This is a genomic window from Falsihalocynthiibacter sp. BN13B15, assembly GCF_041205415.1.
Taxonomy (GTDB): Bacteria; Pseudomonadota; Alphaproteobacteria; order Rhodobacterales; family Rhodobacteraceae; genus Falsihalocynthiibacter; species Falsihalocynthiibacter arcticus.
In genome coordinates this window covers 128,651-153,185 of sequence record NZ_JBGFCE010000008.1, presented here as the reverse complement: position 1 = coordinate 153,185, position 24,535 = coordinate 128,651, and the positions used below count along the sequence as shown (strand labels likewise).

The following is a 24,535-nucleotide window of genomic DNA, read 5'->3' as shown; positions in this document are numbered from 1 at the left end:
TTTGCCGTTTGGTCAAGCAGACTCGCGCAACCTCAAGCTCCCCTCAAATAACTGGACCTTAGGGTTTGCGGGATCTATCTCCGCCCCCTGAATAATTTCAATGAGTCGGGAAACTGCCGCCTTTCCAATCGCTTCAAAGTTCTGCTCCACTGTGGTCAGCGCTGGCGTGACAAACGGACACAAAGGATAATCGTCGTGACCCGCAATGCGCAAACCGCCTTCACGGCTCCGACCCGGCGTTAACCCGTGCCGCATTGCAGCACGCAAAGCGCCGATCGCGACGCGGTCATTTACACAGAGAATCGATCTGTCGGTATACAGCCCACGGGAGAAAAAATCGTCCAAGACAGCCTCACCATGAGCCTCAAAATGCCAACCTTCACCAACCATCTCGGTACCAATAATCGTAGCTTCAAACCCCATTTCATGCATCCGTTTGATATAAATTTCTTCGTGCTGAACAGCGTTAAAGTTCACACGAGGCATGCCAAGAAAAACCGGGGGGCCACCAACGCGGCAAAGATATTCAATCATTAAACCAAAGCTTTGCGTGTGATCCGTGCCGACGTATTCAACATTCGGCATCGTCTTGGGTCGCGAGTCAACAAGAACGAACGGAAGGCGTTCACGGAGTTTTTGATGAACGTTAGCGTCACTTTGGTTCCCTAGCGGCACTACGAGCGCCCCATCAACATTCATCGACATAAACGTCCGCGCAGCGCGCGCTTCGATCTTTGGATCCGAGTGGGAACACTGCGTGATAACAGTAAAACCCGCATCCATTGCAGCCATCTCAATTTGCTCCAAGAGCCTAGTGAAAAACAGGTCATTCAAGTAGGGAATGATAACGCCAATAATGCCTGTCGTCTTGCGATTCAGGCGGGTCGCAAAGAAATTAGGGACATATTCAACCTTGCCCAACCCGGCCTCGATCCGTGCCACGGTAGCAGCCTTAATGAGCGTGGGGTTTTGAAAATAACGAGATAGTGTTGGACGGGACACGCCGATCGCAATCGAGAGTTCTTCCATAGTGTTGACACGCGGCTTATTCATAACAGGTCTCCTTATTCCCAATTTCTTCCATGATACGACTTCTTTAGCTCAAGTCGATATTTTTTTTCGCACGTAAAGAAAGTATCACAGTTTTTACATTGAATGGAGTATTATTGCCCAAATTCCCGCCTAGCCCAGCTTTCACCTTGGTGTAGAGATATCTACAGAGCCGTTTTTTACGCTTGCAGGCAGCTGGATAACATCCGTCCCTGCAGCTCAGAATAGCCTCTTCGTTTATTGGCCGCCCCTTAATTGGTATCAATCCTTTCCGAGCTCCCAGCATTCAAAAACAGGCCAGCCTACGATCTGGGAAATCCCACAAACGAGGTGCCCATTTTAACCCAAGCAGATGGAATAAGGCAAAGACGTGACCTGACACCCCGCCGGGGCACCGTCAGAGGAAATTCGCTTGAGGCGGGCAGGGCAACTAACTAGCATTTGACTATGAAAAAATGCTCTCCATTTCGCTATTTCAAGACGTCTCCTGAAATCATCCGTTTAGCAGTGATTCTCTACGTTCGATTTCCACTTTCGCTTCGAAATTGGAAGATCTTTAGCATGAACGAGGCATCGATGTCTGCCACGAAACAGTCCGTTTCTGGTGGAACCGATTTGGCCCAATGTTTGCAGCTGAGATCCGTAGAAAGCGGGTCAGCCGGATGCGATGCTACTCGAATTGGCAGTGGCACCTCGATGAGGTTTTTGTGAAGATAAACGGCGAACTGCACTATCTATGGCGGGCTGTTGACCATGAAGGAGAAGTGCTGGAAAGCTATGTCACCAAGCGTCGGGATCATAAGGCCGCGTTGAAATTCCTTAAGAAAACCATGAAACGTCATGGCAGAGCCGAGGTGCTAGTTACCGACAAACTTCGCTCATACTGCGCCGCGATGAAGGTAATTGGTAACGCGGCGAAACAGGAAACGGGTCGTTGGAAAAACAATCGCGCTGAGAACTCACACTTGCCGTTTCGACGACGAGAGCGTGCCATGCTTCGCTTTCGCCGGATGCGAACCTTGCAAAAATTCGTTGCTGTCCACGCTTCCATCCATAACCATTTTAATCAGGAGCGCACCCTTTCCCAAAGAGATCATTTCAAGATGAACCGCACCGCTGCTCTGGCTGAGTGGCGCGATCTTTGCGCGGCATAAAGGGCAGTCTCACTGGCCTAGCTGAGACGAGTTCGAATTCGTCTGACACCACCGCTCAGGGGCATAGTACAAGCGCTTGGGCTAGTAGGATTTTTCGTTAAGCGATGTGCCATCGCCTTGAACGGGCGCAGAAATGTCCTCCCGTTTGCTTGGATCTAACAAGGAGGTTTCGCTTTTACCGGGTCTTTTCTGTGCCACAACTTATATCCCTTTAAGGGTCATAAGGCCGATTATTGGCCGGATGTATTTGGCCGAACAATATAGACAGAACACTTGGCCCGCCGTGCAACCCGAGAGGCTGTGGACCCCAAGAAATAATCTACAGCAACTGGGTGATGCGCGCCCACAATAATCAGATCGGCACCTATCTCGTTGGCCACTGCCGGGATCCGCACACCAGCTTTGCCCGTCGTAATCTTGCAGTCAATGTCGTCTGCATGTCCGGCCGCGGCCTTAAGCTTTTCCATCATTCGGGCGGTCAGGTGGTTTTCAGATTTGACAGTCACGAATTCGGTCGCAAACCCCGGGATTTGTTCAAGCACCGTCAACAGCGTGATCTTGCCCCCTAGTGCAAGCATCTGGCGCGCAAGGGCAATCTTTTCGGCGACAAGGACTTCGTGGTCAATAGCCACTGGGATCAGAATGGACGAGGGCATGATCGTGTTTCCTTCTTTAGGCGTTATGTAGGGAGGATGGGCAAAAACTTCAGGGCAAGCGCCACAGCCACTGCTAGAAATAATGTCTCGGCCACCAGCAAGGCTGCCGCGGGTTTGCCGACCTTCAAAATCTCTGCCGGGCGGGTCTTTAGCCCGACCGCCGCAATTGCTGTCAATAGCAACCACCCCGATGCGTCAACTGCAATCGAAAGCAGGACGGCGGGTAAGGTTACAAACGAATTCAGCATCGCAAGCAGGATAAATGCCAGAACAAAGCTTGGGATCAGTGGCGGGCGTGCGCCTGACGGATCAGGCATCGAAGTGCTACGCAAGACCAAGGTCGCCAGAACCACAACAGGGGCCAGCATGGCGACCCGCAACAGTTTCACCAAAGTCGCCGTCTCGCCGGCCTGTTCAGAGATTGAAAAACCCGCACCAACCACCTGTGCAACATCGTGAATGGTGGCCCCCAAATAGATGCCAGCCGTCACATCGTCAAAACCAAGCGCCTGGCTGAGGATAGGATAGATAATCATCGCGATCGTCGACAAAATGGTGACACCTACGACCGTGAACACCAGCCTGTCGTCTGATTTTTCATCCTTCGGCAGGATCGCGGCGATGGCTAGGGCGGCAGAGGCCCCGCAGATTGCAACAGCGCCTGCCGACAGAAAGGCAAAACGATAGCGAAAGCCGAAAAGCCGCGACGCAGCAAAGCCAAAGCCGATGGTCAACGGCACCATCAGCGTCACCATCGCAACAATGGGCCAGCCAAGCCCACTCATCATCCCAAAACTGATGCGCAACCCCAACAGCGCCACGCCCAACCGCAGCAACGTCTTTGAGGTGAATGCGATGCCCGGTCCGCAGCGCGGATCATCGGCCAGAAAGTTCAGGCTGATCCCGAACAAGAGCGCCAGCAACATCGAAGGAGCACCATAGTGCTCAGACACGAACTTGCTTGCCATCGCGATGATCATCGCCACCAATCCGCCGGGTATTAGTGATTGAGCGCGAGACTGCATGGCGGCCATATTCATGGGTTTCATCCTAATAGGTTAAGTTCGGCAGGTGTGACCACTGGTACGCTACCCGCCGTCGGCGAAAGTTTTAGCAAGGTTTAGATAGCCTGACTGAACCAACAGCCCGTCGGTTTCAGCGCTGTGGATGGCCTCCCGCCTACGGGTGCCAGGCAGGCGTGCGCCTTCCATGGCCTGGATCGTATCAAGCAGGCTGCTGACCCGGACCAGAAAATCTGAATTTGCATCGGGGCGAATGGCAATCAAGGTTTGCCCGACCATGGGCGCGGGCCCGTCGGCGGTAAAAAAAGATCCGGCCTCTTGGCTAAAAGCACTGCCGGTAAAGGCAGCGGCAAGGATTTCGACCATCAGGGCAAGGGCTGTACCTTTAGCCTCGCCAATGGGGATCATTGTGCCTTCAAGGGCCGCTTTGGCATCGGTTGTCGGTTCGCCCTGCGCATCCAGCGCCCAACCTAGTGGGATCGGTTGGTTGGTCTTATGGGCATTCATCACCTTGCCACGGGCAACCCGCGACAATGACATATCGAGCACCAAAGGATCACCTGCGGCCTGCGGTGTAGCAAAGGCAATCGGGTTGGTGCCAAAAACGGGCTCTTTTGACCCCCATGGCGCAATCGCTTTGGGGGCATTTGCCATCATCAGCCCGATCATGCCCGCTTTGGCAATTTTTTCGACCTGTACCGAAAGCGCGCCGCAATGATGCGAATTGCCCACGGCCATGATCGCGATGCCCATTTTTTCTGCCACGGGCAGCCCCACTTCGAGCGCCGCGTCAAGCGCTGGAAAGGCAAAGCCCCGATCCGCGTCAATCAAAATAGACGATGGCCCGCGAAGGGTCGTGGTGACCTGAGCGCTTAAGTTAATCTTGCCCGACCGCGCCTGAGCGATATAATCGGCCACGCGAGAAAATCCGTGTCCGCTTTGGCTTTCGGCCTCGGCAGCGACAAGCGCTGCGGCGACAGAAACGCAAACGTTGGGCGGTACACCTGCCGCAGCAAGGGCGGCGTGGATTAGAGCCGTTGCATCGGCAATCGAAATACGGGTTTTATCAGTCACTGGTCACAACCTGCCTTCGGCATGGTAATGGGCGGCCCTGCATGCAGGGTCGCCCATTGGTTCATTATGCGCTGCGATACAGCTTGGTCATCGAGAACTCCCGATGCCCAAGGGCCTCGGCTGCAGTGTTGCGGCCATTGGCAGTCCGGCGGATCATTTCGATCAGCGCATCGCCAGCCTCGTCGATGGTCTGCTCGCGGCGCAAGATACCAGACACATCGACATCAACATGCTCTGACATGGTGCGCACTGTGCGGGGGTTTGCTGTGATCTTAATCACAGGCACGATCGGGTTGCCGACCACGTTGCCCTGCCCAGTTGGGAAAGTATGGATCACGGCGCCACCGGCAGCCATCAAGGTCACGCATTCCGCCGCAGCCGAGGAAGAATCCATGAAATACAGACCGTTGCCCTGACCCGGCGCTTCCGCTGGTTCAAGAATGTCGATGAACTTCGACGTACGCCCGATTTTTTCAAGGTTGCCAAGGGCCTTTTCTTCTATGGTGGTCAGACCGCCTTCGATATTGCCTCTGGTTGGCTGGCTGTCGGACAGGTCATCAGTCTGGTGCGCGAAAATCACATCGTTCTGATAGGCCTCCCACATCTTGTACCAGCGCTCGCCGACTTCTGCGTTGATCGCGCGCTCTTTACAGATGTGTTCTGCGCCGGTGATCTCGGATGTTTCGCCGAAAAAGCCGGTGATGCCTTCGGGCAGCAGCTTGTCGTACATGTTGCCGACCGTGGGGCAAGACCCCAGCCCAGTTGTCGTATCGCTTTCGCCGCATTTGGTAGAAATCCAAAGCTCACTTATCGAACATTCTTCGCGCTGAATTTCAGTCGCGTGATGCACAAATTCCTTGGCGGCCCAGGACGCGGCGCGGATGGTCTCGAAGTCACCTTTTTGCTCGATCGAGAATTCGGCCACAGGCTTGCCCGTCGCGCGAATACCATCGGCGATCTTCTTGGTCCAACCGGGTTCGATCCCGATCACAACGACGGCCGCGACGTTGGCGTTGGCACCAGTGCCGATGATCGTGCGGAAGTGGATATCAAGGTCTTCGCCAAATTGCAGACGGCCATAAGCGTGGGGGATCGCCATGGTGCCTTTGACGTTATTGGCCACAGCTTCGCATGCGGCGTTCGAGATATCGTCGACGGGCAGGATGAGCACGTGATTGCGCACGCCAACCCGGCCATTTTCGCGACGGTAGCCCTGTACGGTGATGTTTGAATATTTGGATGTCATGTTATTGGTCCTTACCAGCGCTTTGTTTTGCAGTTTTGGGTGTGGACGTGTTCGCCCTGACCGACATCGGTAATGATCTTGCCGATGTCCTCGCCGTATTTGATAGCGGTTTCGCCCGATTTCAGGTCTTTCAACGCGATCTTGTGACCGATTGGTACGTCATGCTTGGCGGTCAGGCGGAAGGTCGAATTATCGTGGGTGATACAGCAAAGCATATCGGTGCCTGCGGTCAGGCCCTCGACCACGACGACGCCGACATTGTCGGCCTCTTCGTGAACAAGCATTTGCGGAATTTCGTTCGGGATGGGTTTAGTATTGGTCATCAGCGTCTCCAATTATGCTGGTTTAAGAATGATCTTGGGGGCGGCAACCCGGCCTTCGCGAATATCGCAAAACGCCTGGGCACCATCGGAAAGGGGGCGATTTTCAGCCCAGTCAAGCGGGCCAAGACGGCCGTCGAACATCGCCGCGCAAGTGTCGCGAAAATCTTGCGCGGTATAGGTATAGGTTCCGATAAATGTGATCTCCTGCAAGGTCAGGCGGCGAATATCGAGGCCGGCTGTCCCGCCCCCAAGGCCTACGTGCAAGATCACTCCGCCCGGACGGGTGGCGGCGCTGGCCGTAGCGCGGGTGGCGTCATAGCCTACACAATCCACGGTCACATCAAATAGCTTTCCGCTGATATCATCCGGAGACATCACTTTGACTGATGCATCCAGTTGCAGATAGTCACGGCGCAGCGTGTTAGGTTCAACCAAGGTAATATCCGGCACACCTTGGGCGACGAGGCTGATGGCAGCTGCAACCCCTATGGCACCGCCACCAATCACGAGGGCTGTTTCAACGGCCCCCTTTGGCAACGCCTCAAGTCCAAGACGCACAGCGTGCCAGGACACGGCGACAGGTTCGGCCAGGGCTGCTTTTTCAAGGGATATGCCAGTTGGCACCTTCACAAGATTGCGTTCGGGCATCGTGACAAATTCGGCAAACGCCCCTTCGCGCGGCGGCATCGAGATGATTTGCCGCGTGCTGCACAGATTGTCGCGACCCGCCAGACAAGCCGGACAGGTGCCGCATGTCACAAGCGGGTTGATCGTCACACGGGTGCCATCCCATGCACCGCCCAAGACGGTACCCGCCCCTTCGTGACCCAGGATAAGCGGTGCGGGACGGCGGTCGTCATGGCCCAGATAGGCATGCATGTCTGACCCGCAGATGCCTACACTGTCGATCCGGATCAGATGACAGTCCGGGGCCAAAACGGGGTCCGGCACATCGCAGAAATCCAATCCTTCGACACCGGTATAAACAAGCGCTTTCATTTTGCTGTAAACCCCCCATCGACCATTAAAACTTGCCCCGTCACATAGGCGCAGGCATCCGAACAGAAAAACAACAACGGTCCGTCAAGGTCTTCGGGTTCGCCGTTGCGGCCCAGACAGGTTTGCGCTGCGTTGCGGGCAGCACGTTCTTGGTCATTAAACACTGCCGCCGTCAGTTCGGTACGAAAGAACCCCGGACCAATCGCATTCACCGTGATGCCGTCGCGCGACCAAGCTTCGGCCATGGAGCGGGTCAGTTGTGCGATACCACCCTTTGACGCCCCGTAGCTAAGTCCGCCGGCAAAGGCGCGATACGATTGCAGCGAGGCGAAATTGACGATCCGCCCCCACCCCTTGGCCCGCATGCCAGGTACCAGATGCTGGGACAGGAAAAACGGTGCGGCTAGATTAAGGTTCAGCGTGATATCCCAGCCTTCCAGCGTAACATCATCCGCGACTTCGCGGGTGTTGATGCCTGCCGCATGTACCACAATATCGGGCGCTCCAAAGGGTTCAGCCGCAAGGCGCGCGATATCGGCAAGGCCTGCGCGGTCGTTCAGATCGTATGGCAGGGCAAATACTTCGCCTAGTGCCTCTGCTTGGAGCGTCGCCAGCGCGTCAGCGCGCCGAGCAATCGCAATTACCTTGGCTCCTGCCTGCGACAGCACCAGCGCTGCGCGTCGACCGAGGCCAGAACTGGCCCCGGTGACGCAGGCGACATGGCCGCTTAGATCAGGATGATCGCCCGGTTTCATGACTATTCTTCCACCTTCAGATCAAAGGTTTCGTTGGGGAAGAATTTGGCCAGCCGAATGTCGGCAGTCCGTGCATGCGCTTCCATCCCTTCAAGACGGGCAATACGCGCTGTGGCCACGGCAATCGGCTTGGCCCCCTCGCGGGTTGACCGCTGCCAGGTCACGATTTTCATGTACTTGTGCACCGAAAGCCCACCGGTATAGGTCGCAGCACGGCTGGTGGGCAGTACATGGTTGGTGCCTGACGCCTTGTCGCCAAAGGCCACTGTGGTTTCTTCGCCCAAGAACAACGAGCCATAGCAAAGCAGGCGATCAAGCCACCAATCCAGATCTTGGGCCTGAACGGTCAAGTGTTCGGGGGCGTATTCATCCGACGTCGACGCCATCTCTTCGCGGTCAGCGCACAAGATGACCTCGGCATAATCGCGCCACGCAGCGGTTGCGTTGGCTGCGTTCACCTCTGGCAGGGTTTCGATCAGGGTGGGGACAAGGCGCATCACCTCTTCGGCGATGCTTCGGTCATCGGTGACCAGCCACACGGGAGAATTGTACCCATGCTCGGCCTGACCGACCAGATCGGTGGCGACAACCATCGGATCGGCGGTTTTGTCGGCAAGGATCAGACTGTCTGTCGGTCCCGCGATCATGTCGATGCCAACGCGGCCGAACAAGATGCGCTTGGCTTCGGCAACAAACTGGTTGCCCGGGCCCACAAGGATATTCGCCTTCGGCAGCCCGAACAGACCAAAGGTCATAGCTGCAACGCCCTGCACGCCACCCATCGCCATGATCTTGTCCGCACCGCTGATATGCGCGGCATAGACAATCGCAGGAGCAATACCAACGTCGGGGCGGGGCGGGGAACAAGCCACGATATGTTTACAGCCTGCAACCTTGGCTGTGGTCACGGTCATGATCGCAGAAGCGATGTGCGAATAGCGGCCACCGGGCACGTAACAGCCCGCGGCATCGACCGGCATAACCTTTTGACCTGCGATCATGCCCGGAACTATTTCGACTTCGATATTGGTAAGGGTCGCTTTTTGCGCTTCGGCAAAGCGTTTCACGTTGTCGTGGCTAAACTGGATATCAGCTTTGACTTTTTCAGGCACCAGCGCGATGGCGGCGTCTATCTCGGCTTGGGACAGGATGATGCTGCCCTCGTATTTATCGAATTTCGCCGCGTACTCCAAAGCCTTCGCGTCGCCGCCGGCTTCGATATCATTCAGGATGCCCTGAACCAGATCATGCACATCCGAGGCACCGCTGCTGGGTGTGAGGGTCGCCTTCTTTAGATACTCGCGTGTCATGTTAAGAGTTTCCTATTGGTAAGCTTCTGGGAGAAGGATGGTTGAGATCGCTGGGATATAGGCGATCAGAAGGGTTACGATCAGCATGAAGATCACAAACGGGACGGCCTGTGCGGCAATCTTCAGTATTGATTCACCTGTGATGCCCGCAACCACGAAAAGGTTAAGGCCAAGGGGCGGCGTGATGAAGCCGACCCCCAAAGCGGTAATCATCATGATACAGAACTGAATTTCGTTCATCTCGATGTTTTGGGCCAAGGGGAACAAAATTGGGGCAAGGATCACGATATTAGGCGTGGTTTCCATTACGCAGCCCGCTGCTATCAGTATCAGGATCATCATCAGAATTAGCACCCAGGGTTCGTCACTGACGCTCGTAGCGGCTGCAACAAAACCCTGCGGCACTCCTAGGATTGCCAATGCCTGCGCCAGCGGCAGCGAGAAAGCGATAATCGGCAGGATCACCCCGTTCACCTTGGCCGAACTGACCAGCATCGCAGGGAAATCAGAAAACTTGAGCGTGCCAATGATAAAGCCGATGGCAATTGTGACCATAACGGCAATGGCTCCAGCTTCAGTCGGGGTCAGGCGTCCCGAAAAAATGCCGTAAAAGATGATGCCGGGAACCAAGAAGGCGTACCAACCGGATTTGATTGACTGCCAAAGGTTTACGGCCCATTCGCCGAACGTCATTAAGCCGCCGCCTTCGTAGGCGTGACGCCGATTGACAAGCGTGTTGGTGATTAGGATTGCCAGCAGCACCAGCAGCCCGGGAATGACGGCGGCCAGGAACAGGATCGACACGTTCACACCTAGCACAAGGCCAATGATAATATATGCAATTGAGGGCGGGATGAGGATGCCGGTGCAGGCACCCGCAGCGACCAGCGCACAGGCATAGGGGCGCGGATATCCGCTTTCGACAAGACGGTCGATGGTCATGCGACCCACCGCAGCGGCACCCGCGGCATCCGATCCTGAAATCGCTGCGAACATGCCGCAGACCAGAACCGTGGCCGAGCCAAAGCCACCCTTGGCCCAGCAAGTGATTGCTTCGGCCACATCGAGAAATTTCTTCGACAGACCGGTTCGCACCAACACGTCACCGGTCAGAATGAACAGCGGTACAGCCGTCAAAGCAAAGTGGTCGATGCCGTGAAACAAACTTTCGCCCAACAGGCTCAGTGGCAGTGCGCCCGAGATCATCAGCATCAAGATTGCGGCGGCTCCGATCGATGCCCAGACCGGTACGGCCAATGCGACAAGAACAACAAAGACGATGATCGGGATGTAGAAATCCCAGCCAAGCATGACGGGTTGGTTCTGTAGATTTTGCCAAAGCATGTCTTAGCCCTTCAATCGAACAGTTTATCGCCTTCGTAGACGGGACGCCCGTTACGAAGATCGGAGAGATCCCGAAGGAAGGACTGGACAAGCCGAAACGTGACCAGCGCGAAGCCGAAAGGCACAGCAAACAAAAACCAAACTTGGGAAATGCGCAGACCGTGGGTAACAGATCCAAATTTCCACGACACGTGGACGGCTTCCCAGGACCAATAAAGCGCGATCAGTGCGACGATGAACATGATCACATCGCCAAACATATAGATTAGAGTTTTAACAGTGTTAGGGACGTAGTTCAGGATCACGTCGATGCGGATATGGCCACGCTCTTTAACGGCCGCTGATGCGCCGATCCAAGCGAGGTAAATGAAGGAATAGCGCACCATCTCTTCTCCCCATATTGAGGAGTAAGAAAACACCTCGCGGCGGATGACTTCGATGAACATTGTGCCAACCAGCATTACGTAGAAAACAAGAAGCAGCCAACGCTCGGCGTTCTTGTCCAACGTATTATATATCTGCAACATACATTTCCCCCACTCAGGCGCGTTTAAAACGCTACCTGTTCCTTGAATTCAAAACGTCTCGTGAGTATGGTGTGGGCTGGGCCCCAGCGGGCTCCGGCCCTGAGTGCTTTAGGCGTCGTGGACGTAATGACGGCCCATGGTTCCCGCAGCTTCTTCGAGGCGCTTGAACGTATCCATGTCGCCGGCCAGGTCCATCTTGAACTGGTCCCACTCGGGCTTTTGGTAGCCGCCTGCTGATTTCCATTCGCCCAACTGATCATCGTTCAGCGTGTGGAATTCAACGCCATTAGACATCAGTTCTGACATGGCATAGGCGCGTGCGGCTGGCACTTTGGCAAGGTTCTGTGCCTGAGTGATTTCACCTGCGAATTCGATGCCTTCCTGAACGTCCAGCGGCAGCGAATTAAACCATTCTAGGTTGACCGAATAGACTTGGCTGTCTGGAACCGCTTGGGTGAAGGTCACGTGGCTCAGGATTTCACCGAAACCAAAGACATGCAAAGCACCAACCGATGGGTCAAGCGCATCAGCAACACCCTGACGGATTGCAGATGGCGTTTCGCCCCAAGCAACCGGTGTCGGATTGGCACCGACCATGCTGTAATACTGCTGCAACATCGCGGAACCGGGTACCCGGAACTTTACACCAGCCATGTCGGCGGGAGTGATTATGGCGGTGCCGCCCTGACGCACAGCAACAACGCGGGGATCGATGACGATGTAGAACAAGGACTTAAAGCCAGACGCCGCAATCTTGGGGTCAACTTCGCTTTTCCATGTGTCTGACGATGTCAGGTTGGTAAAGCGTTGGTTCGAGCCGCAAAAATATGGCAGATTGATCAGGTCAACGACCGATGCGAAAGGCGCAAAGTTGGCAAGCGAGTGCTGCGCGCATTGGATGGTGCCCGACTGCACTGCCTGCGCTAATGCGCCGCCAGCACCAAGCTGACCACCGGGGGCCAGGCGCACATAGACCTTACCGTTGGTCATGTTCTGGATGTTTTCTTTCAGATCTAGCTGCATGATGGGATAGCTGCGGTCAGCACCCAAAATATACGCTGTGGCCAGTGTCATTGTGAACTCGGCAGCGGCTTCACGCTCCCGCTCTTCGGATGAGGTTTGGGCCACGGCTGCGTTAGACCACAGCATACCACCTGCACCTGCGACCATGGCCGCCGTAAAGCCACCCGTGCCCGCTAGCTTCAGGAAATTTCTGCGTTCTTCGGAAACGATTTCTTTGTTGCGTTTGTTCATTATGGTTCCTCCCATATGGTTTGGATATTTTAGGTATCAGGCGTCTTCGCGCCCTTTTTTGTTTGTGTTTCTCGCTGAAGAATGCCGACCACAAAGGAAATTGATGCCGTCATCAGCATCAGCAGCTCCCCGACATTTCCAATAAGGGGGCCATCGCCAATCGCGCCTACGGCGACATTAGCTGTGAAGGCCAGAAGTAATATTAATGCTATAATAAATGCCATCTATCCCCCCAAATCGCTCATTTATTCGGCCATTCATGAACATGTAAGCGCTTACATTATTTTATGCAAGTGTTTATATTCGATTTAAGATAGCTTAGGGATGCATCGGAAACGGCCCTCGCTAATTTATTGATTTATATTAGAGCCGTGGCTCCTATCTCCGGTAGTTTTGACCCATGAAAAAAGTGTAAAGTCCCATGAACCGATCACCCGATTACAAACAGATTGCGACCCTCGCGGATGTTGCGCGCTACGCAAATGTATCCACGGCAACGGTTTCGCGCTGCCTGAATTCGCCAAATCTGGTCGTACCTCTGACGCGCGAACGGGTGCTAAGCGCAGTGCAATATCTGGGCTACACTCCGAATTTCGGGGCACGCGCTTTGGCCGCCAAACAGACCAACACCATCGGGGTTGTTATCCCCACGATGGAAAACGCGGTTTTCGCCCGTGGCATCCAGGCCTTCCAGGAAGAGCTGGTGCGCAACGGTAAAACGCTTCTGATAGCCTCGTCTGCCTACGACGAAGCCCTTGAGACCGAACAGGTACGCACGATTGTGGCACGCGGTGCCGACGGTGTCCTTTTGATAGGGTACCACCGCAGCGACGGCATTTATGACTTTCTGAAGAGGCGGTCCGTTCCTTTTGTCGTCGCGTGGTCTTTTGACCCCGACCGGCCAGAGCCAGCAGTAGGCTTTAATAATAAAGACGCCATGGCCGAACTGGCCCGACAGGTCATCCTTCACGGCCACCGCAATATCGCCTGTATTTCAGCCCCGACCGCAGCAAACGACCGGGCGCGCGAACGGGTTGCCGGCATCCGGCTCGCCATGACCGAAGCAGGGCTTTCCGAGGATCAACTTGAGTTAACAGAGACCCCTTATGGAATCGAGGCCGGCGAAATTGCCTTTCGATCAACCCTAGCTAAAGCGCCTAGTACCACGGCCGTGATGTGTGTAAACGATGTGCTTGCTATAGGCGCGTTGCGGGCGGCAAAGGAAATGGGGCTGCGGGTGCCTGATGATATCTCAATCACCGGTTTTGACGACATTGAGCTGGCCATGCTGGCCGACCCGGCCTTGACGACGGTGCACGTGCCGCACCGCGAAATGGGTCGGCGCGCGGCCAGCATGTTGATACAGATGGTCAAACAGCGCGAAGCCTGCGAAAGTATTGAGCTTCCTACCGACATACGCCTGCGACGATCTCTGGGGCCCACCCCAGGATAACAGGTTCCAATGGATTAAACATCCTCCAAAGGGTTTGTCGGAGAGAAAGAAGTTCTTGCGGCTAGCGATCCACTTTGCGCCATCCGTAGACAAGCCCCCGCCCGGAACGATCATATGGACATGCGGGTGGTGGGTCATCGCGGATCCCCAAGTGTGAAGGACCGACGTTATGCCAACCTTTGCCCCCAGATGTTTAGGATCGGCGGCGATTTTGACCACAGTGTCGGCGCTCGCCCACATCAGCAGATTATAGATCTCGCGTTTGTTCTGATATGCGATGTCAGCAATCTGCTTTGGCAAAGTGAAGACCAGATGGAAATACCGCACGGGCAGCAGCTCTGCCTCACGCGCTGCCAGCCATGTCTTCGCCGCACCCGCCTGACACTTTGGACAGTGACGATTGCGGCACGAATTGTAGGCGATGTGCTCATGCGCGCAGTCGGCGCACCGCGCGACATGTCCGCCAAGTGCCGCCGTTCGACATCGCACGATCGCACTCATGACTTTGAACTGGTTCAGGCTGATGTGCCCTGCGTTTGCCGCACGCCAGGCAGCACCATGGTCACGGAAGATATTCGCGACCTCCAGTGATGGGCCGGACATGGTGGCTTATGAAGGCTTAGGCTTGCCCTTCTTCCGCTTGGCCCCATTCAGATCATCTAGGGGGCTGTCCACTGCCGCGATCATACCCGTGGCGACGCTGGCATAGCGTGCTGTGGTCGTCAGTTTGGAATGCCCCAAAAGGGCCTGAATGACGCGGATATCCACGCCGCGCTCCAACAGATGGGTTGCAAAACTGTGCCTCAACGTGTGCAGCGTGACCGGTTTGGTGATCCCGGCTTCCCGCGCGGTCTCTTTGAATAGCCGCGAAATCTGCCGCGCTGAAAGGTGCTTGCCACGATATCCGGGGAAGAGGATCCGCTCGGGTGGTGACACATCCTTATCCTGACCGGTCGGACGTTCTATCCACCACGCGCGCAACAGCCCCAGAATGTCCGAGGGCAGCATGACGTTACGGTCTTTGCGGCCCTTCGCTTGCATGATGCGGATGATTTGTTGCGCGCTGTCGATATCGCCAACCTTCAGCTTGACGACCTCACCCGCCCGCAATCCGCAGCCATAGGCCAGCGACAGCATGACCTTGGCCTTCAGGCTTGGGTCCATGGCCAAGATGCGCTTGATCTCCTTCTTGCTGAGGACCAGCGGGACCTTTACCGGTTCCTTCAAATGGAAAACCTCGGCCACCAGATCATGACGTCGCAGGGTCACGCGGAGCAGAAACTTAACGCCTGTCATGGTTTGGTTCCGCGTGCAGATGCTGGTGCCGCTCTCGATTAAATGCTGTTGGAAATACTTCAAATCATCCGGCGTCGCCGTCTCCGGAGACCGCCCGAGTCAGGCCGCAAACCGCTTGCATGCACGCAAGTGACTGGTCTGGGATGCAGGGCCGAGATTGCGCCCGGACATATCCGCGATCATGCGCGCACGAAGGGGCGTCGTTGGTGTGGAATGCTGAATGTTCATGTGAAAACCCTCTGTCATCGAGGCAAAATCACCTCGACCAACATTACACACCCGACATCAAAACACGCGCAACATATTCCTATCTACCGCAACAGCCGACACAAGCGCCCTATCGCGAAGCGATTTAGTGCTTGGGCCGAAAGTAACAATATTTAGGAATGTTTGGCACCCGTTGTTGAAGGTAGTCTAAAGCAAAGAACGGCTGGCTCTGAATCGCAAAGCGTTATATTATAACACCCATGATCCCTTAGCTGTTCATCGAGGCAAACCATGACTATTCACACTAGATTTCATTCACCAGAACACGAAGCCGCATTTCGGGAAAGCTCGCTTCCCTACCGGCGCGGGAACCCCCATGCTCAGATATGCGGCGCACGTCTGCGCACCGGGGCTGCCTGCCCGAACCCGCCTTTACGAGAGGGCGCTGGGCGCTGCTTGAGCCATGCAGGTCCGAAAGCGGCGAACGAGCACCACGAGCGCTTGCATCAGGGTTTCATGTCGGGCCGGGTGAGTGCCGAAACATGGAACCGGGCCGAGGCACGGCGCGCTAAGAACCGGCTTGGCGACCAATGGAAGAAGAACTCTTGGTTGCCCGGAACAACTATCGACCTAGGGGGCCACGAAGACGCATTTAGGGCAGCGATTGGCGGCACCGATATAGACGCTCTGCCCCCCGCCGTCGTCGATTGGTTGCGCTGGAGATACCGGCGCACGCAGATCGACGCGCGGAACGACGGTGCGTGGCACAAAGCATTGACTCAGGGACTCCCAAAACGAGTCGCTAAGGCCGGTTTACGCCCCACTGATATGTCCAAGTACCTAAAAGCGCAGGGCGCGGCTCCTAGGACGTGGATTGCAGATAGTGAAGACGATCACGCTGCATATTCAAAGCGTAATATGCCGGACAAGCCCCGTGCACCGAAAGTCAAACGCGGGAAAGGCTATGCACGGCGCGGACGTCCCCGGACGCAACCTGCGGCAGACGACGAATACGGAGAATTGATGGAAGTGTATCGTGTGCACCGTGACGTGCTTGCACCGATCATGGAAGTGACACTGGGCGAAGCGCGGCAGCTAGCCGTTCTTCGATCCTTGCGGGACTACATGGCGCGACCACAGGACGCAAATGCCGTCCAGCAGTGGATAGATATCGTTACACAGGTTCAAGTCCGGTGATATAACCTGTCTTCGCGGAAACGGGGGTAAATAGAAAAGGCGCGCCGATATTGACGGCACGCCTCGTTGTTTTAGTATGCGGCTGGGTTAATGCAGCAATCTTCGCCCATCGCTGTAAAATAGCACGCATACGAGTGGTGCAAAATCTCCACTTCCTGGGCCAGACGCTTATTCTCTTTGCGCAAACGATCCAATTCTGCCGCATCTGACTTTTGACGACGCTTCGCTTCAGTTGACTCAAACGCTTCTATCTCAAGCCGCCACGTTTTTAGCTGCGTGCCTGTTATGCCAAGCTCTTTGGCTACGCTGCCCTGTGTCGCTCCTGGCTCATAAAGCCGATCAACCGCGCCTGCCTTGAAATCGTCAGTGTACGTTCTTCGATGTTGTCCCATTTGGTGCCCTGTTCCCGGACTGGGGGTAAAGTACCCCAATGTCCGGGAACAGGGACGAAGTTCAGAATTGTCAATACCGTTAAAGAGACCGCAAGGATGTGTTTTTGAAACCCCTTTTAAAACGCCCACTGGCCTCGCGATTTTCGTCGCCACGGCTTCGGCGGTACTGCAGCGATTTCCGTGATGGTAGGCTCGATTGAGGTTTCTTGCCGACAAAGCACTATGATGTTCCGTTTCAGAATATTACGAACGGTCGTTGGATACCATCTACCACCACGGGCTGTGGCTATTTTGCGGTCGTTTAAAGCATCGGCGATAAAGTGAAGGCTTTGTCCACGTTCAAATAGTTCCGCTATCGAGGGCATTACGGACATTGCAAAGACATTCGCATTTTCTGCATTCTTTAACGCCCCGCTTATTGCTGAGGGATATCTCTCTGCAGATCGGGCCTCGGTGGGTCGCGCGGATTTAACCGACCGCGACGACTTTCCGTCGGCCCTCCCTGACGCGAGTGTCGCGGCAGTCTTGCCAGAAATAATACGGCTTCGGCGCCGGGCTCGCTCCAAAAGCATGATCAATTTTTTCTGATGGAAGCTCGGAACGTCTCCTGATGCAACTTCAACTTGGCTCTCCAGCAATGTCGAGAGGAATACCGGCGAAAGGTCAAGGCGACCGAGTTTGGCAACAAGGAGCGTCGCATTCTCTTCCTTCGCCTTGATTAACGCGCGTGCTAATTGTGGTCGGGATCGTTCTCCATAGGTTTCGATCTCGACGAATTGCCCAACAAGTTTGTCATGAAAGGACATCCAAGCCACAACGGCCTGCTCCTGTTTCTTGAGATGATGGTGGGCCTGGTCGCCAGCGGGGATGCGATAATAGGCTATGAGGCGTTTCATAAAGGCGCGCTCTCGGAGAGCGACCAGTATATGCGATCTCCTCGGCGAGGAAATATGAAATGAATGTCAGTATTTTTCATCGTGTAAACTCGTTTCGTGAGGGTTTCTCTGTCCTGAAAAGGATCCACATAGTGACAATCTGCGTCACGACGCATTTTTTCATATGATCCGTCTGGGAGGGGGGCGGAGAATAATTCCATCATCATCAATCTACTCGGCACCTCAGGCGATATTTGGAATGCCCGCGGTAAGGCTTTTTAGAACAAACTTTGGATCAGCTTTACTTCACGGAAATGGATAACAGTCATGATGCTTTGAAGTGATGTCTGCGTCCCATTCTCAAGAAACTAGAAGATAAGGCAGCACTGCTATTTCTGCTATTTCCGCTATTTTGCGATAAATGTCTGCCACTGTGGCCCCCAAAATAGCAGGAATAGCAGGAATAGCGGGCCGCCAAACCCAAACTTACATTAAATTACCCTACATTAAATCAGATCTCATCCGGAGCATCACCCAGATTCTGCAACACGAACGATCCTATATGCCGTTGTGCGATGGGCACCTCGAACAACAGTTTCCGGCGGGATACGAACGATCCAACCATGTTCTTCCACAACAGCCAAAGCTTCTTTTACTTTCTTGGTGTCGCGTAGGGAGTTTGGGCCGTGCTTTACAACGTCACTCGGTAAAATTTCCTTGTCCGCCCATTTGTTAAGAAGCCATAGTCGCAACATTTCAGCCCTACTAGCTTTCTCGGAAACCAAAGCGGAGTCGACGAGACGTTTGGCTTCAATCAGATAGTAGCGCGCCAAAATAATAGCGTTTCCCATGGTATGGGCTGTGATTTCAGAAGCGTGCACGTTTTCCCACAAAGTCAAAACAGCGGCAATTCTAACAGCTTGCTCGGCACTTTTACTCGCAAAAGGGCATATGCTTGAATATTCGCCCCCCGCTTTTTGCCCTTCTTCAGTGGCTTTGAAATAATACCACAACCTGTCTGTTGCTTCATCCGATAAGGTTAAAGCAGGCGGATCAAGTTCGTTGTTTGAATCTTTCCTTAAAGGTGGTTCAGTTTCCAGCAACAGGCGAAGCTTTGCACCAAACGTTGCGATCTGTGCATCACTTACCGGATCATACCCGCGCCTCGTTCTTGTTCCAATCGTGCTTGGGGGCTCACAAATTAAGAAACGCGCCAAGAAACCTTGACTAGCAACAACAGGGTTAGCCAGCATTGGGCGAGCGGCGACCGGTTGCACCATGATGTGAATAGCCAACCTACGCCCATACATCGTCAGGCTGCCATCGCCCGCACGCGTTCTTACGATTGGTGCTCCGTCCCATAGGCTAGACAGCCCAGCGCACGTTTTTAACACATTGTCTTTATTCATGGCGTGGCCACCGATTAGACCTCCTCCTTCATCTGTGAGCAACCCGAGTGACGGATGGCTTTTTTCATATAGCTTAACCAACCCCTCAAACGTAGGCTCTGTGACCGTTCTGTTGGGCGCGCGAGGCGGGTGCGGTTGCGGGTGGAATGCTTCTAGCTCCGCATTTGCAGCAGCTTGCTTATCTGCAGTTTTTCCATCCATTGCGTCCATTAAGAGTTTTTCTCTCTTCTTTTCCCAAATCCTTAAATCAATGGCGTGCCGCTCCACTTCTGCGTTGTATATTTTTTGAGCATCCTGCTCATACACTCTGATCTGCTCAATCAATAGTTTATCACAACTGCTTTTACGCTCGCCCGACTGTGCGATAGTTAGGACAAATAAACTGCAGGGAAAAATTCGGCCTTCTGTCTCCACATTTCCAAAGGCTTGCGTGGCCAAAGATGCAATCGACAGAGCTGACTGTGCTGCAATAGCAATGGGTGCCTGGGTTTTGTCGTGGACGCCAAGTACCACTTCTTTGAGAGGGCCTAGTGCTTCAACCGGGAATTCTTCTCCCTCGGGGATTTCTCTGATTATTGGTTGTGGGGCATTCCCAAGAAACGGAGTGATTTTTGATGCAGTTTTGTTCATGATGCGGCCCCAGCGACAAGCACATCGTTCCAATCTTTCCCCCTAGGAGCTAGCATCAATGAAACAGACCAGCCCAGCGCTGTCGCTCGCCATGCAAGACTGGTTGCTGCCCGTTTGCCAGCCTCATCACCATCACCACCAATGATCAAGCGGTGGGCCAGCATAGGGAGTTCTAAGCCCTTAATGCCGCTTGTGGACAAGGCAGCCCAAACAGTGGGGGAGCGATCGCCGAAGATTTGCAACAGGCTTAGCCCCGTTTCAATCCCTTCGCAAACGATCAAGGGCCCGTCGCCATTGGAAAGCCCAACAGCACCACCGCTGCAAGGCCCTAACATCATCTTCGCAAAGGTTGCTAAACGCTCGCCTCCATGCGTGAAATATGTTCTATGCACCCCGCCGCATGGTTCGACATTAGCAACCATAGCACAACACTTGCTGCTAGATGGTCCGTGATAGATATCCGGAACAAAGCGCAAGCTTTTTGGAAGCGGAATTGATATACCGCGACCTTGCAAGTATGCCTCCGCCTCGGTGCCTTGTATCGGCCTGCTTTCTTTCCATAAAGTGCGCGCCCTCCTTGTTTGGGCAAGCTGGCATTTGGTGAAGACTTTGACCGCCCCTTTCTGGGCTTCAAACTCATAGCCAGCCTCTCTTGTGGGCAGCTTTGCCGCCAATGCAATTTGCGCATAACTGCACTCCGACTTGAAACAATGGGCGAGAATTCTGTTTCCTTGCAGTAACAGGCTTAAAGCATTTTGATCGTTTCTACGTTCAGGCTGACAGATCGGGCACGGCGCCTGGCCTTTACCATTGTGATATGTGCCCCCCAACCTAAGCGTGAGTGATTGGATATCCATTTATACTATTCCTTCATTTCAGTTTTGGTTTGAAATTCGGAACGGGTCTGGTACACTAAAACTCTATCACAAGTCTAAAGTATCCCTCGAAAACCCCGTTTATCCGAATGGGGTTTTCGTTTATTTTGAAGGCTCGATGCGCTGGGCATTTGCCCATTTATTTAGATCTGAACCTTGATAAATGATTTTGCGGCCCTGACGGTAAAAGGCAGGCGAGCGTCCATGATGGCGCATTTGAGCCTGCTTCTCGCGGCTTCCAAGCAACGTAAGGATAAGTGGGTCCGTCACTTGATAGTGTCGTTCTTCGTCAAATAAGGCTGTCATGGGGTTATCTCCATAGGTTTAATTATGGTTCCCAATTAACAACGCGTATTTCGGCTTAAATAGGTGTCACGATTAAATTAGCGTTTCGAAACAGTGTCACGATTTACGCCCCGGCTTGGATAAATATGGGAAATCCTGTGCCACTTTCGCCCAAACTCGCTGCTGCGCTCGAACTTTCAATCCACTAGCAAACTTTGCAGCGAAGCGTTCTTTCGTTATCTTCGGGCAACCATTTTCTGTTAGGAACAGGCAAAACTCTCTCTCCACCATCCTTTCTGTTTTTTTGCTTTGTTCGGATTGGTCCTCAAGTCCACTAAATGTAAGTTGAGTTTTGTCATCATCGAGTTCTTTTTCACCTCGCATGTTCCAAAAATCTTTCCAGCCTTCATGATACAGCCTCTCTGGGATACAAACCGCATATCCGTCAAATTGCCTTAGAACGCCGGCTACTGATACCATGTCTTCAAATAAGCATATTTCCTTAGCTTCATCAGCTTCATCGTCCAGTTTTGAAAGATGGTCATACAGCTTCATGGAAATGGTACCGGTTCGGTAGTCTAAAAAAAGTTTTGGGCTGACATGCCCGATTTTATCGATATACGTGGAATCGAGGCTCTGGGCTATTTCATCTCCATTTACTTGTTGCTCAAGGTTTATTTCACAGTCCGTGTTAACCGCATCAGAAAAGAATTCACCCCGCTCTGAGAAATCTGAGGCATCTTTTCGTGAGACTTCCTCACATAAGTCATGTTGAGCCATCAATTCATCAGTTAGCTTAAGGGTTATGATGAGATCTTCACTAAAATGGCTGCACATAGCGCCCCAGCGGAATACCCCACGGGTAAATGGAATGTGACTTATTCGAATTGGAAAAGAGCCATCTTTGGTTAGGTGAAGTTCTTCTTTGCAAAAGTCCATTATCCACTGTTTTACTATGTCGTTAGGCATATCTGCATAAAACCTAGAAGAAAATAGATCCGCTTGATCCAGATATTCATGAGCTTGATAATCTTCGTTGTAGGCAGCCTCGAACAAGTCAATCAATGGGATATAACCAACGGGTGCAAACATTAAATTTCTCCTTACAATTCCAGCGCTGCTTCCGGCAACATACGGCGACCGGAGCTCCATCAAGTCTTTATGGCGCCTCAATGGATCAGAACGTGCGTAATTAAAACAGTCCCCACGTTATGTACATATTATAGCTAACTTCCCACTTCCAAAGTGCTGAAAACATAGAAGCATCCATCCAGCGGATAGTCTTTGTGCAATTAAGGGGGCCGAGGCGTCTTGTCCAAAAGCGACCTCATTCAGTCTCTCTAGAATGGTTGATTTTAATAGGTACTAGGGGCCCACTACTGGATCTTTTTTAGAGAAAAAAGCAATATTCACCGCTATGGAGATCACTTTTATAGACCTCAAAAAGCGATAGCGTTGATTGCCTCGAACTTTTGTTCGAGCGACGCCCCTGATCCGTAGCGTTCGCGCACAAGCGCATGTCCCATAAGGTCGGCTGCAAGCCTATCGGGCACGTTCTTGGCTAATAACCTGTCTTCAAAACTGTGACGCAAGCAATAGACGCTATGTTTGGGCGTTTCACGCAATCCGTTCTCGGTCAAAAACTTATTTATCGTGCCTGACAGGCTAGCGCTATCTGCCCCATATCGCGGAAACCCTTGGGGATGCGCCCTGAACGATTCTAGGCTCACCCCAACCAAGGGTATTGTGCGCTCCGAGTGGTGATTTTTGAGGGTGCGACCCACTGGTTGGATGATGATATGAGGGATGTTGTGATCAAGCCTGATTTGATCGCTTGTGAGGCAAGCCCCTTCGGAGGGTCTGTATCCGGTGTTTATCATGCCCAACAGGATCGCGCGCGCTTCCGTGTTCAATCCGTCCATGGCGCCAGCTTTGAGAAGCTTTTCCCTGATCCACGTATCCGAGAAGGGTGGGCGCGCGTATTTCTTACCTTCCTTTATCTTCAACCCATCAAATGGAAGTGTGAGGTTAAGCCCCTTGGCGCGGTTCACCTTGCGCAGAATGGATGTCAAATAGGTGAAATCCTTGTTAGCCGAATTTGGCGTGACGCCTTCCCCTTCGATCCGGTCCATCCACCAGCTCCTGAACTCATTCATCGTGTCTGGGGTGATTTGTTCCAACTCAAGATCACCCACAATGTCGATGAAGTTTTTGAATGCTTTCATCCGAGGATTGCGCCAATGTCTGATCTGCAAATCGCTTTTCCCCTGCACCATATCGCGCGCCATGGGCCAATATGCGTCCAATGCCCCGCTCAAGGTTAATGCGGGCGGATCAACGGTTCCAGCCAAGGCGGCAAGTTCGGTTTCGTTTATTTTCCCTGATTTGTCGGTGGCCGCTTCTATTCGTTTCAGAACTTCTTCGAGCGGGAGTTGAACCACTTGTAGTGCGGTCAGATAGGTGAAGCCTTTGCTCTTGGCGATGTTGATCGCGGCTTGGTATCGTCTTTCCGCGCTGTCGGAATCCCCCTCAAGACGCAATTCCCACGTGGCAATGAGATAGTCCCAAACCTTTCTGGCTTTTTCTTCTGCTATTTGCCTGGAATCCGTGTTCAGGGAGTACCGTATCATCTTGCGCTCCTCAACCTGTCGGTATCGGATAGGCACCCGTTTTCGCATGGAATAAATTCCGTTACGCTGTTCTAAGCTTTTCATTCCATCCGCCGCTATTGTGACTTTGCAAACAGTTATCAGCATTACGCGCAGAATGACAAGTGTACCTAATTGTGTACCAACCTGTGCACCAAAACTCGAAGCAATCCTGCATTCTTACTTGACGCAATTGCTGCCTTCAAAAGGAAAACTTTGCACAAATCATTTAAAACCAGCGCGTTAACGAAAGATTTCTCGTTTTCCATACCAAAGCTCAGGGAAGGTTCTGGCGGAGGAGCAGGGATTCGAACCCTGGGGACCCGTTAAGGCCCGTCGGTTTTCAAGACCGGTGCATTCGACCACTCTGCCACTCCTCCGACTTCGCACGTGTTAACGAGGGTTTTGTGATTCGAAAAGCCCTCAGTTGAGCGCAGAAAATCGCGCATTGGTGTAGGACAGGCTTTTCATGTGCCCAAGGCTTGGTTAGAGTGGCGGCAAAAGACACTATAGGTGTAATAAAATCAGGCGAATTGCCACCAGTGCATTTTACG

General features: G+C 53.4%; 23 protein-coding genes, 1 tRNA gene and 3 pseudogenes. 3 read left to right on the top strand and 24 right to left on the bottom strand.

All coding sequences use genetic code 11. The features are described 5' to 3' along the window. Nucleotides 1–12: 12 nt before the first annotated feature. Both AB9F26_RS14490 and AB9F26_RS14485 read right to left on the bottom strand, forming a co-directional pair. Nucleotides 13–1,053 carry a LacI family DNA-binding transcriptional regulator gene (locus AB9F26_RS14490; RefSeq protein ID WP_369757799.1) on the bottom strand — a complete coding sequence of 347 codons (1,041 nt, stop codon included), beginning with the start codon at nt 1,051–1,053 and terminating at the stop codon, nt 13–15. A gap of 283 nt (nt 1,054–1,336) precedes the next feature. Continuing rightward, nucleotides 1,337–1,432: a hypothetical protein gene (locus tag AB9F26_RS14485; protein ID WP_369757800.1), complete on the bottom strand. Its 96-nt coding sequence runs from the start codon at nt 1,430–1,432 to the stop codon at nt 1,337–1,339. A 65-nt stretch (nt 1,433–1,497) separates the two neighbouring features. Here AB9F26_RS14485 and AB9F26_RS14480 point away from each other — a divergent pair. Beyond that, nucleotides 1,498–2,204: pseudogene (locus tag AB9F26_RS14480) on the top strand (IS6 family transposase). Nucleotides 2,205–2,434: 230 nt separating this feature from the next. On the opposite strand, the gene AB9F26_RS14475 reads toward AB9F26_RS14480, so the two are convergent. The 12 genes from AB9F26_RS14475 to AB9F26_RS14420 all read right to left on the bottom strand — a co-directional run bounded on the left by AB9F26_RS14475 (nt 2,435) and on the right by AB9F26_RS14420 (nt 12,938). After that, nucleotides 2,435–2,860 (bottom strand): universal stress protein, encoded by a 426-nt coding sequence (locus AB9F26_RS14475; protein WP_369757801.1) that lies wholly within the window; start codon nt 2,858–2,860, stop codon nt 2,435–2,437. Between the two features lie 23 nt (nt 2,861–2,883). After that, nucleotides 2,884–3,900, bottom strand: coding sequence for a YeiH family protein (locus AB9F26_RS14470; protein WP_369757802.1), 1,017 nt, complete (start codon nt 3,898–3,900; stop codon nt 2,884–2,886). Between the two features lie 48 nt (nt 3,901–3,948). Beyond that, complete coding sequence (locus tag AB9F26_RS14465; protein ID WP_369757803.1) at nt 3,949–4,956, bottom strand: Ldh family oxidoreductase; 1,008 nt, start codon at nt 4,954–4,956, stop codon at nt 3,949–3,951. 64 nt (nt 4,957–5,020) lie between these two features. Beyond that, entirely contained in the window at nt 5,021–6,202 is a 1,182-nt protein-coding gene (locus AB9F26_RS14460; protein WP_369757804.1) for a UxaA family hydrolase, read from the bottom strand. A gap of 11 nt (nt 6,203–6,213) precedes the next feature. Further along, nucleotides 6,214–6,525, bottom strand: a complete 312-nt coding sequence (locus tag AB9F26_RS14455; RefSeq protein ID WP_369757805.1) for a UxaA family hydrolase — start codon at nt 6,523–6,525, stop codon at nt 6,214–6,216. Nucleotides 6,526–6,537: 12 nt separating this feature from the next. Beyond that, a complete protein-coding gene (locus AB9F26_RS14450) occupies nt 6,538–7,524 on the bottom strand; it encodes an alcohol dehydrogenase catalytic domain-containing protein (RefSeq protein ID WP_369757806.1) in 987 nt (328 codons plus the stop codon). Next, on the bottom strand, nt 7,521–8,279 hold the full coding sequence (locus AB9F26_RS14445) for an SDR family NAD(P)-dependent oxidoreductase (protein WP_369757807.1): 759 nt from the start codon (nt 8,277–8,279) through the stop codon (nt 7,521–7,523). The genes AB9F26_RS14450 and AB9F26_RS14445 overlap by 4 nt, the downstream gene beginning before the upstream one ends. A gap of 2 nt (nt 8,280–8,281) precedes the next feature. Further along, on the bottom strand, nt 8,282–9,589 hold the full coding sequence (gene hisD, locus AB9F26_RS14440; RefSeq protein WP_369757808.1) for a histidinol dehydrogenase: 1,308 nt from the start codon (nt 9,587–9,589) through the stop codon (nt 8,282–8,284). Between the two features lie 12 nt (nt 9,590–9,601). Next, nucleotides 9,602–10,933, bottom strand: coding sequence for a TRAP transporter large permease (locus AB9F26_RS14435; protein WP_369757809.1), 1,332 nt, complete (start codon nt 10,931–10,933; stop codon nt 9,602–9,604). An 11-nt stretch (nt 10,934–10,944) separates the two neighbouring features. Then, nucleotides 10,945–11,460, bottom strand: a complete 516-nt coding sequence (locus AB9F26_RS14430; protein WP_369757810.1) for a TRAP transporter small permease — start codon at nt 11,458–11,460, stop codon at nt 10,945–10,947. Nucleotides 11,461–11,568: 108 nt separating this feature from the next. Beyond that, nucleotides 11,569–12,714, bottom strand: a complete 1,146-nt coding sequence (locus tag AB9F26_RS14425; protein ID WP_369757811.1) for a TRAP transporter substrate-binding protein — start codon at nt 12,712–12,714, stop codon at nt 11,569–11,571. Nucleotides 12,715–12,743: 29 nt separating this feature from the next. Beyond that, on the bottom strand, nt 12,744–12,938 hold the full coding sequence (locus AB9F26_RS14420; RefSeq protein WP_369757812.1) for a hypothetical protein: 195 nt from the start codon (nt 12,936–12,938) through the stop codon (nt 12,744–12,746). Nucleotides 12,939–13,135: 197 nt separating this feature from the next. Between AB9F26_RS14420 and AB9F26_RS14415 the strand changes: the two genes are divergently transcribed. Then, entirely contained in the window at nt 13,136–14,167 is a 1,032-nt protein-coding gene (locus tag AB9F26_RS14415; RefSeq protein WP_369757813.1) for a LacI family DNA-binding transcriptional regulator, read from the top strand. A gap of 42 nt (nt 14,168–14,209) precedes the next feature. Here AB9F26_RS14415 and AB9F26_RS14410 read toward each other — a convergent pair. Together AB9F26_RS14410 and AB9F26_RS14405 are read right to left on the bottom strand one after the other, a co-directional pair. After that, a pseudogene (locus tag AB9F26_RS14410) lies at nt 14,210–14,770 on the bottom strand (transposase zinc-binding domain-containing protein); the annotation flags it as partial. Nucleotides 14,771–14,776: 6 nt separating this feature from the next. After that, nucleotides 14,777–15,691, bottom strand: a pseudogene (locus tag AB9F26_RS14405) (tyrosine-type recombinase/integrase). A gap of 270 nt (nt 15,692–15,961) precedes the next feature. Here AB9F26_RS14405 and AB9F26_RS14400 point away from each other — a divergent pair. Then, the gene (locus AB9F26_RS14400; protein ID WP_369757814.1) at nt 15,962–16,867 is read left to right on the top strand and encodes a hypothetical protein; all 906 of its coding nucleotides are present in this window, start codon (nt 15,962–15,964) and stop codon (nt 16,865–16,867) included. Between the two features lie 71 nt (nt 16,868–16,938). Here AB9F26_RS14400 and AB9F26_RS14395 read toward each other — a convergent pair whose 3' ends face one another. The 8 genes from AB9F26_RS14395 to AB9F26_RS14360 form a co-directional block, all read right to left on the bottom strand. Then, entirely contained in the window at nt 16,939–17,259 is a 321-nt protein-coding gene (locus AB9F26_RS14395) for a transposase (RefSeq protein WP_369757815.1), read from the bottom strand. A 116-nt stretch (nt 17,260–17,375) separates the two neighbouring features. Next, nucleotides 17,376–18,155 (bottom strand): recombinase family protein, encoded by a 780-nt coding sequence (locus AB9F26_RS14390; RefSeq protein ID WP_369757816.1) that lies wholly within the window; start codon nt 18,153–18,155, stop codon nt 17,376–17,378. A 509-nt stretch (nt 18,156–18,664) separates the two neighbouring features. Beyond that, nucleotides 18,665–20,173: a YfjI family protein gene (locus AB9F26_RS14385; protein ID WP_369757817.1), complete on the bottom strand. Its 1,509-nt coding sequence runs from the start codon at nt 20,171–20,173 to the stop codon at nt 18,665–18,667. Then, nucleotides 20,170–21,030 (bottom strand): toprim domain-containing protein, encoded by an 861-nt coding sequence (locus tag AB9F26_RS14380; RefSeq protein ID WP_369768336.1) that lies wholly within the window; start codon nt 21,028–21,030, stop codon nt 20,170–20,172. Before AB9F26_RS14380 ends, AB9F26_RS14385 begins: the two co-directional genes overlap by 4 nt. A 120-nt stretch (nt 21,031–21,150) precedes the next feature. After that, nucleotides 21,151–21,354 carry a MerR family transcriptional regulator gene (locus AB9F26_RS14375; RefSeq protein WP_369757819.1) on the bottom strand — a complete coding sequence of 68 codons (204 nt, stop codon included), beginning with the start codon at nt 21,352–21,354 and terminating at the stop codon, nt 21,151–21,153. Between the two features lie 96 nt (nt 21,355–21,450). Then, nucleotides 21,451–22,425 carry a hypothetical protein gene (locus tag AB9F26_RS14370; protein WP_369757820.1) on the bottom strand — a complete coding sequence of 325 codons (975 nt, stop codon included), beginning with the start codon at nt 22,423–22,425 and terminating at the stop codon, nt 21,451–21,453. A gap of 347 nt (nt 22,426–22,772) precedes the next feature. After that, a complete protein-coding gene (locus AB9F26_RS14365) occupies nt 22,773–24,047 on the bottom strand; it encodes a DUF6538 domain-containing protein (protein WP_369768335.1) in 1,275 nt (424 codons plus the stop codon). Between the two features lie 224 nt (nt 24,048–24,271). Then, nucleotides 24,272–24,361, bottom strand: a tRNA-Ser gene (locus AB9F26_RS14360). Nucleotides 24,362–24,535: the final 174 nt, after the last annotated feature.

What these genes read in the sequence shown, in the direction of transcription:
- hisD (WP_369757808.1), bottom strand. Translation starts at nt 9,589, where the DNA reads ATGACACGCGAGTATCTAAAGAAGGCGACCCTCACACCCAGCAGCGGT.
- AB9F26_RS14455 (WP_369757805.1), bottom strand. Translation starts at nt 6,525, where the DNA reads ATGACCAATACTAAACCCATCCCGAACGAAATTCCGCAAATGCTTGTT.
- AB9F26_RS14445 (WP_369757807.1), bottom strand. Translation starts at nt 8,279, where the DNA reads ATGAAACCGGGCGATCATCCTGATCTAAGCGGCCATGTCGCCTGCGTC.
- AB9F26_RS14490 (WP_369757799.1), bottom strand. Translation starts at nt 1,053, where the DNA reads ATGAATAAGCCGCGTGTCAACACTATGGAAGAACTCTCGATTGCGATC.
- AB9F26_RS14400 (WP_369757814.1), top strand. Translation starts at nt 15,962, where the DNA reads ATGACTATTCACACTAGATTTCATTCACCAGAACACGAAGCCGCATTT.
- AB9F26_RS14450 (WP_369757806.1), bottom strand. Translation starts at nt 7,524, where the DNA reads ATGAAAGCGCTTGTTTATACCGGTGTCGAAGGATTGGATTTCTGCGAT.
- AB9F26_RS14370 (WP_369757820.1), bottom strand. Translation starts at nt 22,425, where the DNA reads ATGTTTGCACCCGTTGGTTATATCCCATTGATTGACTTGTTCGAGGCT.
- AB9F26_RS14395 (WP_369757815.1), bottom strand. Translation starts at nt 17,259, where the DNA reads ATGGGACAACATCGAAGAACGTACACTGACGATTTCAAGGCAGGCGCG.
- AB9F26_RS14415 (WP_369757813.1), top strand. Translation starts at nt 13,136, where the DNA reads ATGAACCGATCACCCGATTACAAACAGATTGCGACCCTCGCGGATGTT.
- AB9F26_RS14435 (WP_369757809.1), bottom strand. Translation starts at nt 10,933, where the DNA reads ATGCTTTGGCAAAATCTACAGAACCAACCCGTCATGCTTGGCTGGGAT.
- AB9F26_RS14420 (WP_369757812.1), bottom strand. Translation starts at nt 12,938, where the DNA reads ATGGCATTTATTATAGCATTAATATTACTTCTGGCCTTCACAGCTAAT.
- AB9F26_RS14390 (WP_369757816.1), bottom strand. Translation starts at nt 18,155, where the DNA reads ATGAAACGCCTCATAGCCTATTATCGCATCCCCGCTGGCGACCAGGCC.
- AB9F26_RS14365 (WP_369768335.1), bottom strand. Translation starts at nt 24,047, where the DNA reads ATGAAAAGCTTAGAACAGCGTAACGGAATTTATTCCATGCGAAAACGG.
- AB9F26_RS14430 (WP_369757810.1), bottom strand. Translation starts at nt 11,460, where the DNA reads ATGTTGCAGATATATAATACGTTGGACAAGAACGCCGAGCGTTGGCTG.
- AB9F26_RS14475 (WP_369757801.1), bottom strand. Translation starts at nt 2,860, where the DNA reads ATGCCCTCGTCCATTCTGATCCCAGTGGCTATTGACCACGAAGTCCTT.
- AB9F26_RS14375 (WP_369757819.1), bottom strand. Translation starts at nt 21,354, where the DNA reads ATGACAGCCTTATTTGACGAAGAACGACACTATCAAGTGACGGACCCA.
- AB9F26_RS14380 (WP_369768336.1), bottom strand. Translation starts at nt 21,030, where the DNA reads ATGGATATCCAATCACTCACGCTTAGGTTGGGGGGCACATATCACAAT.
- AB9F26_RS14425 (WP_369757811.1), bottom strand. Translation starts at nt 12,714, where the DNA reads ATGAACAAACGCAACAAAGAAATCGTTTCCGAAGAACGCAGAAATTTC.
- AB9F26_RS14460 (WP_369757804.1), bottom strand. Translation starts at nt 6,202, where the DNA reads ATGACATCCAAATATTCAAACATCACCGTACAGGGCTACCGTCGCGAA.
- AB9F26_RS14470 (WP_369757802.1), bottom strand. Translation starts at nt 3,900, where the DNA reads ATGAATATGGCCGCCATGCAGTCTCGCGCTCAATCACTAATACCCGGC.
- AB9F26_RS14385 (WP_369757817.1), bottom strand. Translation starts at nt 20,173, where the DNA reads ATGAACAAAACTGCATCAAAAATCACTCCGTTTCTTGGGAATGCCCCA.